12 protein-coding genes are annotated in these 12117 nt (G+C 72.0%); 8 read left to right on the forward strand and 4 right to left on the reverse strand.

The annotated features are described in order from the left end of the window. The first annotated feature begins 62 nt into the window (after nucleotides 1-62). Nucleotides 63-812 (forward strand): lipoyl(octanoyl) transferase LipB, encoded by a 750-nt coding sequence (gene lipB, locus ACOACO_RS12985; RefSeq protein ID WP_420296690.1) that lies wholly within the window; start codon nucleotides 63-65, stop codon nucleotides 810-812. On the opposite strand, the gene ACOACO_RS12990 is transcribed toward lipB, so the two are convergent. Next, a complete protein-coding gene (locus ACOACO_RS12990) occupies nucleotides 784-1653 on the reverse strand; it encodes a cytochrome c oxidase assembly protein (protein ID WP_420296691.1) in 870 nt (289 codons plus the stop codon). The two genes, lipB and ACOACO_RS12990, sit on opposite strands and share 29 nt — an antisense overlap. Nucleotides 1654-1658: 5 nt before the next feature. Beyond that, the gene (locus tag ACOACO_RS12995) at nucleotides 1659-2141 is read right to left on the reverse strand and encodes a DUF2243 domain-containing protein (protein ID WP_420296692.1); all 483 of its coding nucleotides are present in this window, start codon (nucleotides 2139-2141) and stop codon (nucleotides 1659-1661) included. Between the two features lie 129 nt (nucleotides 2142-2270). Between ACOACO_RS12995 and lipA the strand changes: the two genes are divergently transcribed. Then, nucleotides 2271-3242 (forward strand): lipoyl synthase, encoded by a 972-nt coding sequence (lipA, locus tag ACOACO_RS13000; protein ID WP_420296693.1) that lies wholly within the window; start codon nucleotides 2271-2273, stop codon nucleotides 3240-3242. 73 nt (nucleotides 3243-3315) lie between these two features. Continuing rightward, nucleotides 3316-4017, forward strand: a complete 702-nt coding sequence (locus ACOACO_RS13005) for a DUF4191 domain-containing protein (RefSeq protein WP_420296694.1) — start codon at nucleotides 3316-3318, stop codon at nucleotides 4015-4017. Nucleotides 4018-4116: 99 nt separating this feature from the next. Here the strand turns inward: ACOACO_RS13005 and ACOACO_RS13010 are convergent, their stop codons facing one another. Both ACOACO_RS13010 and ACOACO_RS13015 read right to left on the reverse strand, forming a co-directional pair. Further along, complete coding sequence (locus ACOACO_RS13010; RefSeq protein ID WP_420296695.1) at nucleotides 4117-5037, reverse strand: hypothetical protein; 921 nt, start codon at nucleotides 5035-5037, stop codon at nucleotides 4117-4119. 103 nt (nucleotides 5038-5140) lie between these two features. Next, nucleotides 5141-5554 carry an RDD family protein gene (locus ACOACO_RS13015; protein ID WP_420296696.1) on the reverse strand — a complete coding sequence of 138 codons (414 nt, stop codon included), beginning with the start codon at nucleotides 5552-5554 and terminating at the stop codon, nucleotides 5141-5143. A 194-nt stretch (nucleotides 5555-5748) separates the two neighbouring features. On the opposite strand from ACOACO_RS13015, the gene glnA reads away from it, so the two are divergent. From glnA to ACOACO_RS13040, 5 genes are all read left to right on the forward strand, one after another. Then, nucleotides 5749-7167 carry a type I glutamate--ammonia ligase gene (gene glnA, locus ACOACO_RS13020; RefSeq protein WP_420296697.1) on the forward strand — a complete coding sequence of 473 codons (1419 nt, stop codon included), beginning with the start codon at nucleotides 5749-5751 and terminating at the stop codon, nucleotides 7165-7167. A gap of 305 nt (nucleotides 7168-7472) precedes the next feature. Beyond that, nucleotides 7473-7985 carry a hypothetical protein gene (locus tag ACOACO_RS13025; protein ID WP_420296698.1) on the forward strand — a complete coding sequence of 171 codons (513 nt, stop codon included), beginning with the start codon at nucleotides 7473-7475 and terminating at the stop codon, nucleotides 7983-7985. A gap of 153 nt (nucleotides 7986-8138) precedes the next feature. Beyond that, complete coding sequence (locus ACOACO_RS13030; RefSeq protein ID WP_420296699.1) at nucleotides 8139-8753, forward strand: TetR/AcrR family transcriptional regulator; 615 nt, start codon at nucleotides 8139-8141, stop codon at nucleotides 8751-8753. A gap of 326 nt (nucleotides 8754-9079) precedes the next feature. Then, the gene (locus ACOACO_RS13035; protein ID WP_420296700.1) at nucleotides 9080-10729 is read left to right on the forward strand and encodes an MFS transporter; all 1650 of its coding nucleotides are present in this window, start codon (nucleotides 9080-9082) and stop codon (nucleotides 10727-10729) included. Further along, nucleotides 10726-12078: an NtaA/DmoA family FMN-dependent monooxygenase gene (locus tag ACOACO_RS13040; RefSeq protein WP_420296701.1), complete on the forward strand. Its 1353-nt coding sequence runs from the start codon at nucleotides 10726-10728 to the stop codon at nucleotides 12076-12078. Before ACOACO_RS13035 ends, ACOACO_RS13040 begins: the two co-directional genes overlap by 4 nt. The last annotated feature ends 39 nt before the right edge of the window (nucleotides 12079-12117 follow it).

A 12117-nucleotide genomic window follows, 5' to 3' on the forward strand; every position in this document is an offset into this window, starting at 1 on the left:
CCGCGCCCGCCTGCCTGCGCCCGTCCACAGGCCCGGCGAGGGTGCGGCGTAGGCTCGTCGGCATGGCTCTGGTGGTGCGCACGCACGGGCTCGGCCCGGGTGAGGTGGGGATCGACTACCGCGAGGCGTGGGCGTTGCAGCGCGCCGTGCACGAGGAGGTCGCCTCGGCCCCCGCCGGGGAGCCGGGCGACGGCCCGGCCGGCACGGTGCTGCTGCTCCAGCACCCGCCGGTCTTCACCTGCGGCAAGCGCACCGACCCGCACGAGCGCCCGCTCGACCCCGGCGGCGCCGAGGTCATCGACGTCGACCGCGGCGGCAAGATCACCTTCCACGGCCCCGGGCAGCTGGTCGGCTACCCCGTGGTGCGCCTGCCCGACCACGTGCTGGTCGTGGACTACGTGCGCCGCGTCGAGGAGGCCCTCATCGCCGTCTGCCGCGACCTCGGCGTCGCCACCGCCCGCGTGCCGGGACGCAGCGGCGTGTGGCTGCAGGCCGACGACCGCGGCCCCGAGCGCAAGATCGCCGCCATCGGCATCCGCGTCTCCCGCGGCGTGACGATGCACGGCTTCGCGCTCAACTGCGACGTCGACCTCGACTGGTACTCCCGCTTCACCCCGTGCGGCATCACCGACGCCGGCGTCACCTCGCTGTCGGCCGAGCTGGGGCGCGACGTGCCGATCGCCGAGGTGCTCCCCCTCGTCGAGCGCCACCTGCGGCGCCTGCTGGCCTGGGAGCCGTACGACGCGACCCCCGACTACGAGGCACGCCCCGAGCCGCCCCGCATCACGCTCGTGACGCCCGGCGGGCGCTGAGCCCCCGCGCCGCCGCCGCCGACGCGCGGCGGGCGGGCGCGGCGCCGTACCACTGCGCGAGCAGCAGCACGGCGAGCGCGAGCTCCACGACGTCGCCGCCGTAGTACATGAGCACCGCGCCCGACCGGGCCTCGGCGACCTCCACGCCGGCCGGCGGGTGCGCCCACAGGTGCTTGGCGAGCACCGCGTGGCCGGCCGCGGCCAGCACGAGCACCACCAGCCGGGCTCCGGTGCCGGGGCGGTGCGGGGCCGGGTCGACGCCGACCAGCGCCGCGGTCAGCAGGTAGCCCACGACGAGGAAGTGCGCCAGCAGCAGGTGGTGCACCACCTCCTCGCGCAGCATGACCCCCGCGAGCGGCGTCGCGTAGAGCACCCACAGCGAGCCGACGTTGAGCAGCGCCGCGGTCACCGGGTGGCCGACGACGCGCACCGCCCCGCTGCCCAGCACCCGCGAGAGCCGGCGGGCCGCACCCACGGGCAGCGCCCGAAGCGCCAGCGTGACCGGCGCCGCCGCGACCAGCAGCAGGGGCGCGACCATCCCGACGAGCAGGTGCGCCGCCATGTGCCCCGTGAACCCGGCGTGCGACCAGGCCGCGAGCGGGCCCACCAGTGCCGAGGCGACGCACCCGAGGCCCAGCACCGCCAGCACGACGCGGTACGCCGGCCACCCCCGCCCGCCGCGCCGCCGTACGACGAGCGCGGCCCCGACGTACGCCGCGCCGGCCGCGAGCAGCAGCACGAGCCCGGCCCCGGCGACGAGCGGCCCCAGGACCTCGGCGGCTCCCCCGCCGTGCTCCCCGTGGCCCCCGTGCCCACCGTGCCCGTGCCCGCCGTGGTCCACCGACCTCACCCCTCGGCGCGACGGCGGCGCGCCGCCCGTGCGGTCAGCACGAGGCCGACCACCAGGACCAGCAGGCCCCCGCCGATCCACGCGGCGTCGTACGCCAGTAGGTCCACGCCGTAGCGCACCTGGTGCAGCCGCAGCACCTTGTGGTCGACCACGCCGTCCCACATCTGGAAGGCGCCGAGGCCGGTGACGAACCCGGCGACGGCGACCGCGCGCACCGCCAGGCCGCGCCGGTGCGCGTCGGCGAGCAGGAAGCCGCCCGCGACGAGGGCGACGAGCTCGGCGGCGTGCAGGAGCCCGTCGGAGAGCAGCCCGATCCGCAGCGACGCGGCGTCGTAGAAGTGGTGCCAGCCGAGCAGCTGGTGGAAGACGATCTCGTCGAGCGCGGCCATCACGGCGGCGCCGAGCAGGAACGTGGACCAGTACGTCGGGTCGCGCCCGACCGCGGGTCGTTCGACGTCGTCCGGGGCGTGCGTGACCACGGCTCCCCCTCCCGGTCGGTGCTGCTCCCGAGGCGCCTGTACCCCCGGTCGGGCGGGCCATCCGCGCGCGCCGTCCCGGCGGGGGGACGCGCCCGGGGAGGGCGGGGCGAGCAGGCGTAGAGTGACGGGGTGACCCAGACGCCATCCGCCGACGGACGCAAGCTCCTCCGCCTCGAGGTGCGCAACTCGGAGACCCCGATCGAGCGCAAGCCGGAGTGGATCAAGACCCGGGCCAAGATGGGCCCGGAGTACAAGGCGCTGCAGCACCTCGTGAAGTCCGAGGGCCTGCACACCGTGTGCCAGGAAGCCGGCTGTCCCAACATCTTCGAGTGCTGGGAGGACCGCGAGGCCACGTTCCTCATCGGCGGCGACCAGTGCACCCGCCGCTGCGACTTCTGCCAGATCGACACCGGCAAGCCGCAGGCGCTCGACCGCGACGAGCCGCGCCGCGTCGCCGAGTCCGTCCAGGCGATGCAGCTGCGCTACGCGACGATCACCGGCGTCGCCCGCGACGACCTGCCCGACGGCGGCGCGTGGCTGTACGCCGAGACCGTGCGCGTCATCCACGAGCTCAACCCCGGCACCGGTGTCGAGAACCTCATCCCCGACTTCAACGGCCAGCCCGACCTGCTGGCCGAGGTGTTCGAGTCCCGCCCCGAGGTCCTCGCGCACAACGTCGAGACGGTGCCGCGCATCTTCAAGCGCATCCGCCCCGCGTTCCGCTACGAGCGCTCCCTCGACGTGCTGACCCAGGCCCGTGCGTTCGGGCTGGTCACGAAGTCGAACCTCATCCTCGGCATGGGCGAGACCCGCGAGGAGGTGAGCCAGGCGCTGCGCGACCTCCACGAGGCCGGGTGCGACCTCATCACCATCACGCAGTACCTGCGGCCCTCGCTGCGCCACCACCCCGTGGAGCGCTGGGTCAAGCCCGAGGAGTTCGTCGAGCTGCAGGCCGAGGCCATGGAGATCGGCTTCGCCGGCGCCCTGTCCGGCCCGCTGGTTCGTTCGTCGTACCGCGCCGGTCGCCTGTACCGTCAGGCCGTCGAGGCGCGCGGGGGCGAGGTCACGATCGACGTCGGCGCCGCCCCGGCCGCCGTCTGACGCACCGACGCCCACCGCAGCCCCGCCCGACCCGGACCACCCGGCCGAACGAGACGAAGAAGGCACCACCGAGATGTCGACCAAGATGCCGACCCCGCCGAAGAAGAAGCGCCGGGCGCAGATCGCCGAGACCTACCGGATGGCCAAGAAGGGCGATCCGCGGCTGGGCCTCATCCTGCTGGGCGTCTTCGTCGTCGCGGCGGCGATCGGCTTCGCGCTCTTCTGGTTCCTCCCGGGCCCCGACCTGATCTTCGCGATCCCGGGTGCCCTGCTCTTCGGCTCGCTCGCGACCCTCATCGTCTTCGGCCGCCGGGCCCAGACCTCGATGTACACGCAGATCGAGGACCAGAAGGGCGCCGCGGCCGCCGCGCTGCAGATGCTGCGCCGTGGCTGGGTCTCCGCCCCGGTCATCGCGTTCAACAAGCAGCAGGACGTCGTGCACCGCGCCGTCGGCCGCCAGGGCATCGTGCTCATCGGCGAGGGCAACCCCAACCGCCTGCGCCCCCTCATGACCTCGGAGCGCCGCAAGCACGAGCGCGTCGCCGGCGGCGCCCCGATCACCGAGGTGATCGTCGGTCGCGGCGAGGGCCAGGTGCCGCTGCCCAAGCTGGTCAAGCACCTGCAGAAGCTGCCCAAGGCGATCCGCCCCGCGGAGATGACCGACGTGGTCAACCGGCTCAAGGCCTTCGACGCGACGCGCTCCGCCGTGCCGCTGCCGAAGGGCCCGGTGCCGACCAACATGAAGGGCATGCGCCAGAACATGCGCGGCCGCTGAGCCTGCCCCTGCACGCGACGAGGGCCCCGACCGGAGCGATCCGGTCGGGGCCCTCGTGCGTGGTGCGGGTGTGCTGCAGGTGGAGCGGTACGGCGGGACTCAGCCGCCGAGCCCGCCCGAACCGCCGGCGCCCGACCCGGTGCCGCCGCCGAACATCTCGGTGCTGTCCGTCACCGTGCTCGGGTCCGGGGCCTCGACGTCGACCTCGATGCCGAAGTCCGAGTAGGTCATCGACTGGGTCGTCTCCGGCTGCCCGGCGATCGACGGGATCGTCTGGTCGTAGCGCACGACGTTGCCGTCCTCGTCGAAGCCGACGACGTAGGTGAACTCCTCGGGCATGTCCGCCCCGCCCGCCGCGGCGAGGTCGCCCATCCCGAGGGCCTCGAGCGAGGCCATCGCGTCGATGGTCACCTCGTAGGTGTCGACCGTGGCGCCGTCGACCTCCTCCTCGCCCAGGCTCACGACGCCGGTCGCGGCCGTCTCGAACATCTGCTGGGCCGACTCGCCGTCGTACGCCGCCTTGAAGGACTGGCCGAGCGGGTTGCCCCCGGCGCCGAGGTCGATCGAGAGGTACTGGCTGCCGGTGGCGTCGGCGGGGACGTACATGACGTTGTCGACCATGATCATGGTGCCGCTCATGCCGGGGGCGAACTCGCCCTCCATCTCCATCTCCGGGCTCTCGGCGTCGAACGCGACGACGCCCTCGAGCACGCTGGTGGTGCCCCCGGAGGTGGTCTCCATGGTCACCGCCGCCGTGTCCATCTGGTCGATGGCCTCGCCGTAGGCCTCGGCGAACTCGTCGACCGGGACCTCCTCGCCCTCGGCGACACCGAAGCGCGAGTCGTCGACGGCGTCGCCGTCACCCGAGTCCTCGGAGTCCCCGGAGTCGTCGGACTGGCTGCTGTCGTTGCCGTTGTCGGCGTTGTCGGAGTCGTCGGAGCCGCAGGCGGCCAGGCCGCTGACGGCGAGGACGCTCAGGGACGTGGCGGCGACGGCGCGTCGTACGTTGAAGCGCGACATGGGTTCCTCTCGGGTGGGTGCAGGTACGGACGGCCCGAGCCGACCGGACCCCACCCTGCCCGGGTGCCGCGCCTCCAAAACGGTGGGACGCGGATCGCTCTCGTCAGCGTCGCGGCGCGAGCGGCACGACGGCCGAGCCGACCGCCAGGTCGTGCAGCCCGCGCCCGTCGGGCCGGAACACGAGCGGCGGGATCACGAGCACCACCAGCACGGCGCGCGCCAGCGACCGGAAAGGGTCGAGCGTGCCGGGGCGTCCGTCGTACCGGACCACGCGCAGGCGGGTGGCGAGCTGGCCGAAGGAGCCGCCGGCGAGGCACACGAGGATCGTCGTCTCGGCGACGAAGAGCAGCAGGGTCAGCACCGACGGGTTGATGCCGGTGACGACGTCACCCTCGGAGGGGAAGTAGCGCGCCGGCCCCACGAACGCGATGACCACGAACATGCAGGCGAACCAGTCGACGACCAGCGCCCCGACTCGGCGGGCCCACGACGCGGTCTCCTGCTGGGTGTTCGGCACGGTGGGAAAGGTTATCGGAGCGCCGCGCGAGCCCCCTCGGGCGCCACACTGTTACACGCGTGAAACAATCGGGTGACCGTTGCGAAACCGCTCCTGCATACGTTGCAGAGCACTCGCCCGGCCCATCGGTTGCGCCGGGCGGATCACCCGTACCACGAGCGAGGCGCCCCGGTGCGTCCCGCCAAGGAGGACGAATGTTCGCCAACAGCGAAGAGCTGCTGAAGTACATCAAGGACGAGGGCGTCGAGATGATCGACGTCCGGTTCTGCGACCTGCCCGGCATCATGCAGCACTTCACGGTCCCCGTGTCGTCGTTCGACCAGTCGGTCTTCGACGACGGGCTCGGGTTCGACGGTTCGTCGATCCGCGGCTTCCAGGCCATCAACGAGTCGGACATGTCGCTGTTCCCGGACCCGTCCACGGCGTACATCGACCCGTTCCGCACCGCGAAGACGCTGGTCATCAACTTCTTCATCCACGACCCGATCACGGGCGAGCCCTACTCCCGCGACCCGCGCAACATCGCGAAGAAGGCGCTGGCCTACCTCGAGACCACGGGCATCGCGGACACCGCGTTCTTCGCCCCTGAGGCCGAGTTCTACATCTTCGACAACGTGCGCTACTCCACGGGTGTCAACGAGAGCTACTACCACATCGACTCCGTCGAGGGCTGGTGGAACTCGGGCAAGGAGGGCGACAACCTCGGCTACAAGACCCGCCTCAAGGGTGGCTACTTCCCCGTCGCGCCGTACGACCACTACACGGACCTGCGCGACGACATGGTGAAGAACCTCGAGGGCGTCGGCCTGCAGGTCGAGCGCGCGCACCACGAGGTCGGCACCGCGGGTCAGGCGGAGATCAACTACCGCTTCGACACGCTGCTCAAGGCCGCGGACGACGTGATGAAGTTCAAGTACATCATCAAGAACACCGCGTGGGCCCAGGGCAAGTCGGTCACCTTCATGCCGAAGCCGATCTTCGGTGACAACGGCTCGGGCATGCACGTGCACCAGTCGCTGTGGAAGGACGGCTCGCCGCTCTTCTACGACGAGTCCGGGTACGGCGGTCTCTCCGACCTCGCCCGCTGGTACATCGGCGGCATCCTGAAGCACGCCCCGTCGCTGCTCGCCTTCACGAACCCGACGGTGAACTCGTTCCACCGCCTGGTGCCGGGCTTCGAGGCGCCGATCTCGCTGGTCTACTCCTCGCGCAACCGCTCCGCCTCGGTCCGCATCCCGATCACGGGCAGCAACCCCAAGGCGAAGCGCATCGAGACGCGCTTCCCCGACCCGTCGGCGAACCCGTACCTCGCGTTCTCGGCCCTGATGCTCGCCGGCATCGACGGCATCAAGAACAAGATCGAGCCCGCCGCGCCGATCGACAAGGACATCTACGAGCTGCCGCCGGACGAGATGGCCGAGATCGACCAGGTGCCCACGTCGCTCGGTGCCGTGCTCGACGCGCTCGAGGCGGACAACGAGTACCTGAGCCAGGGCAACGTCTTCACGCCCGACCTCATCGAGACCTGGGTCGACTACAAGCGCACCCAGGAGATCGCCCCCGTGCAGCTGCGCCCGCACCCGCACGAGTTCGAGCTCTACTACGACATCTGAGCCCCCGGCTCGACGTCCTCCACGAGCGCCCCCGGTCACCGTTCGGTGACCGGGGGCGCTCGTCGTGCAGGAGGGTCGGCGTCGGCGAAGTCCGGTCGCAGGTGGCGGGAGGTGTTCGTCGTCGTCGCGCAGATGTGCCGCGGGTGGTGGTAGCCGAACGACTCGGGCAGTCCCGTCGAGCTCGGGCCGCGCGGCACGGATCGTGCGTCGGGTCGTCCACGGCGCGGGCCGGCCGCCCCAGGGGGTGGCGGGGGCCCTCCGTCGTTCCCGGGACGCGACACTTCCCACCGTGCGATCGTGCCTCCGTGACCCCGACGCCGTCCCGCCGCACCGTCCTCCGCGCCACCGCATGGACGGCACCCGCCGTCGCCGTGGCCGTCGCCGCTCCCGCGTACGCCGCGAGCGTGGCCGCCACCTTCGAGCCGTACACGGAGCACCTGGCGAACGGGCAGGCGCGCATCGGTGCCGTCAACCTGTCGCCCACCGACGCAGTCACCGTCTCGGCGATCGTGCCCATGTCGAGCGTCACCGCGACCTCGAGGTGGACCTCGATCAACTACGCGGGCTGGGAGTACGCCGGCTCCGGCACGAGCCACGTCTTCACCGCGACCGTCGCGCCCGGCGCCCGGGGGCCCGCCCTCACCGTCTCGTGGGAGGCCGTGTCCGAGGACGGGCGGTTCGAGATGACGCTGACCGCACCCGGACAGCCGGCCGTCGCCGTCGTGGTCCCGTGGGCGATGCCGGCCGGGGTCGTCGCGCGACGGGTGGCTCCGCGGCTGTGGCCGGACACCACCCTCTACGCGTCGCCCCCAGCCTGAGCTCGTTCGACACCTCGGTCATCGTCGCCGGTGCCGATCGGCTCCACCCAGCCATCACCGGGTCTCACACACTCGGCCCGGGGGGCGAGCTTGCGCGAGCTCGTGGCCTCGTGATCATGTGGATGCGTTCTCCGCTTTCGACGAGGAGGTTCGATGGTGGCCCACCAAGAGGCGACGCCGCGGAAGTCACGCGCTGACGCGGAGCGCAACCGGTTGCGCATCCTCGACATCGCGGAGGGGTTCTTCGCCGAGCAGGGCGTGAGCGGCGCGATGCAGGACATCGCCCGACGCGCGGGCCTCGGGCCGGGCACCCTCTACCGCCACTTCCCGACGCGGGAGTCCCTCCTCGCCGCACTCCTGCAGGCCCGTTGGGAGGAGCTCGACGCCCGCCGCGCGGAGATCGAGGCCGAGGAGGGCGACGCGCTCGCAGCACTGGAGCTGTGGCTGACCGCGCTGGGTGACTACGTGACGGTCTTCGACGGCCTGCCCGGCCCTCTCCGGGAGGCCCTCAGCGAGACCACCTCGCCGCTGGCCATCACCTGTGAGCTGCTCGTCGAGATCACCGGCCGGTTCCTCGCTGCTGCCCAGGCGGCCGGCCGCGCCCGTCCGTGGGTCCGTGATCGGGACCTGGTCCTCACCGTGCTGGCATCGGAGTGGGTCAGTGCCGCACGACTGGCGGACGAGGGGTCCGGAGACTCCCTCCGAGCCATCGCGCGCGAGGGCTGGCGCGTGCCGGCCGCTCCCCCGCGCTCCACGCCGGCGTCCTGACCGGGTCCCCCGTGCGGGAGTGAGACGGCCCGTCGGCACGCCGCCGCACCGGGGAGCTGAACCGCGCCGTACGCCGGCCGAACCGCGCCGTACGCCGGCCGCCGTACCAGGGCACCCTCGTGTCGTCCGCCACTTCCTGACCCCGTTCGTTGACAACCGGACACTGCCTCCGTAACGTTCCAATTGAACGGACACTGCATCCGTTTTCATCCGGTCCATCGAAGCACCGGCGCTCGAGTGGCCCTCGAGGACCGTCGACGCCGCATCGCCGGCCGACCCTCCCCGTCGACGCCTCGTGCCGCCCTGCCCGCTGGCTGGACCCGACCGTGGCCGCCGACGAGCCGGGCACGTCGCAGCGACCAACCTGTTCCGCACCACACGAGATGGCGAGCACGCACATGACCACCCCACCGACCCCTGACCTCGCGGCGGCGCCGACGGCCCACTCCGACGACCGGCTCCCACCGGGCGTCGCTCTGGTCATCGGGATCCTGATCGTCTCCACGTTCATCGTCTTCCTCAACGAGCTGCTCCTGGGAGTCGCGCTCCCGACGCTGATCGAGGACTTCGGGGTCACCCCGAGCACCGGTCAGTGGGTCACGACGGGCTTCCTGCTGACCATGGCCGTGCTGATCCCTGCCAGCAGCTTCGTGATGCGACGGTTCCACCTGCGCACGATCTTCCTGGTTGCGATGTCGCTGTTCGTCGTCGGGACGGCGCTCGCCGCGACCGCGCCGACGTTCGGCGTCCTGGTTGCCGGGCGAGTCGTCCAGGCTTCCGGTACCGCCGTGTTCCTGCCCCTGTTGATGACGACGACCATGCGCCTGGTGCCGGCCGCTCGTCGCGGCCAGATGATGGCGATCACCACGGCCGTCCCGGCCGTGGCGCCGGCGGTCGGCCCGGCCCTCTCGGGCCTCGTGCTGTCGACGCTGAACTGGCGTTGGTTGTTCATCCTGATGCTGCCGTTCGCGGGCGCTGCCCTAGCCCTGGGCGCCTGGAAGCTGCGCAACACCACCACGCCGGAGCCGGTGGCCCTCGACGTGCCGTCGTTGCTGTTGTCCGCGCTCGGGTTCGGCGGCCTGGTCTACGGACTCTCGCTGATCGGCGAGGCGTCCTCGGGGCACACCCCGATCTCGCCCTACCTGCCGATCGCGGTGGGTGTCGTGGCTCTGGTGGGGTTCGTCCTGCGGCAGATCCCGCTGCAGCGTCGCGACAGGGCGTTCCTGGACATGCGGATCTTCCTCCGGAGGTCGTTCACCGCGCCCCTGCTGGTGATGCTCCTGGTCGCGGGCAACGCGATCGGCCTGCTGGTCGTGCTCCCGCTGGTGCTGACCAACGTCACCGGTCTGAGCATCCTCCAGCTCGGTCTCTTCCTGGTCCCGGGCGGAGTGGCGATCCCCATCTTCGCGGCAGCGAGCGGCCGGATGTACGACCGCCTCGGTCCACGCCCGTTGATGATCCCCGCGGCCGTCGTCTGGCTGGCCGTCCTCTGGTTCCTGAGCGGGGTGGACGAGGGCACGAGCGTGGCCACGCTGATCGTCGCGTGGCTCGTGTTCACCAGCGCTCAGGCCGCGATGTGGGCGGTGCTCACCACGAGCGCGATGGGCGGGTTGCGCCCCGATCTCTATCCCCACGGCGCCTCGGCCTTCGCCACCGCGCAACAGCTCGCCGGCGCCGCCTTCGGTGCGGTGTTCATCTCGGCCTACACGATCGGATCCGGCGCCCGCGACGCCGGCGTGCTCGACACGGCCCAGGCGACGTCGGCCGCGAACGCCGCCTTCCTGACCGCCTTCGCCATCGGGGTGGTCGTCCTGGTCGGCGCGTTCTTCGTCGGCCGGGCGTCGGGTCCGGCAGACGGCGGGGTCTCCACCGACGAGGCCGGCACCGCCGCCACGGGCGCCACGGGCGGCACGGCCTCGGCCGCTGCGCCCGCGGCCGAGGCCGGAACGCTCGTCGACGGGGCGGTGGCCCGATGACCGCGACGGACAAGAAGCTCATCCTCGCGATGGGGATGATCGACGGCTACGGGGGTTTGCACGGCGCCTGGCGGGCCCCGCACGTCGACCCCGGGACGTACGCGGATGTCGACGCCACCGTCCGCCATGCCAAGGCGGCAGAGCGCGGCAAGTTCGCCTTCCTCTTCACCCCGGACTTCCCCGCCGTGCGCGGCGATGTCGAGCACTCCACGATCAGCAACCTCATGGACCCGCTGATCCAGCTGACCGCGGTCGCACGAGAGACGACGAACATCGGCTTCGTCGCGACCGGGTCGACGACGTTCCAGGAACCGTTCAACACCGCCCGCCAGTTCAAGGCGCTGGACGTGTTGAGCCACGGCCGTGCAGGCTGGAATGCCGTCACGACGAGCGACCCCGCCGTCGCCGCCAACTACGGGCGGCCCGTCGCCGACCGCGCTGAGCGCTACCAGCGCGCGCACGAGACGATCCAGATCGTCCAGGCGCTCTGGGGCAGCTGGCAGGAGGACGCCTGGATCAAGGACCAGGCGGCGAACCGCTTCATCGACCCGACGAAGCTGCAGCCGGTCAACCTGCAGGGCGAGCACGTCGCGTCCCGCGGCCCACTCGCGATCCCCCCGTCGGAGCAGGGCCAGCCCGTCGTCTTCACGTCGGGCGGCCCCAGCCCGCACCTGCTCTCGATCGCGGGCCGCTACGCCAGCGGCTTCATCGCCGAGGTGTGGACCATCGAGGAGGCGCGCGCGCAGCGCGAGCTCGTGCGGGAGGCGGCACGCGAGGCCGGCCGTGACCCTGACGAGGTCAAGTACATCCCCGGCGTCATGACCACCGTCGCTCCCACCGTGCGCGAGGGCCTCGACCGGCGCCTGACCTACGCCGGCGACGTCATCGAGGCCCGTCTGCCCCACCTCGGGGCGGTGCTCGGCATCCACATCGACCCGGCTCGGTTCGACGAGCCGCTCACGGCGGAGCAGCTGGCCTCCGCCCACGCCTCACCGATGGACCCCCGGTCGTCGATCGCGCTCGACGTGGCACGCAGGGGGTGGTCCCCGCGCGACGTCCTCGCCCACGGCGTGATCGACTTCCACCCCACCGTGGTCGGCCCGGGCGAGCTCCACGCCGACCACCTGCAGGAGTGGTTCGAGGCGGGAGCGGCCGACGGCTTCTGGATCACCCCGGACATCTACGAGGACGGTGTCGACGCCTTCGTCGACGAGGTGGTGCCGATCCTGCAGCAGCGCGGCGTCTATCCCACGGAGTACCCGGGCACGACCCTGCGCGCGAACCTCGGCGTACCGCGCCAGTACGGCCTGGACCCACGCACCACCGGAGGTCAGCACCCGTCACGGTGAGTGCCACCGCCGGTCGTCCCACGACGCCGCCGAGACGCC

The sequence above is a fragment of the Nocardioides sp. CPCC 205120 genome (assembly GCF_048654585.1).
Classification (GTDB): domain Bacteria; phylum Actinomycetota; class Actinomycetes; order Propionibacteriales; family Nocardioidaceae; genus Nocardioides.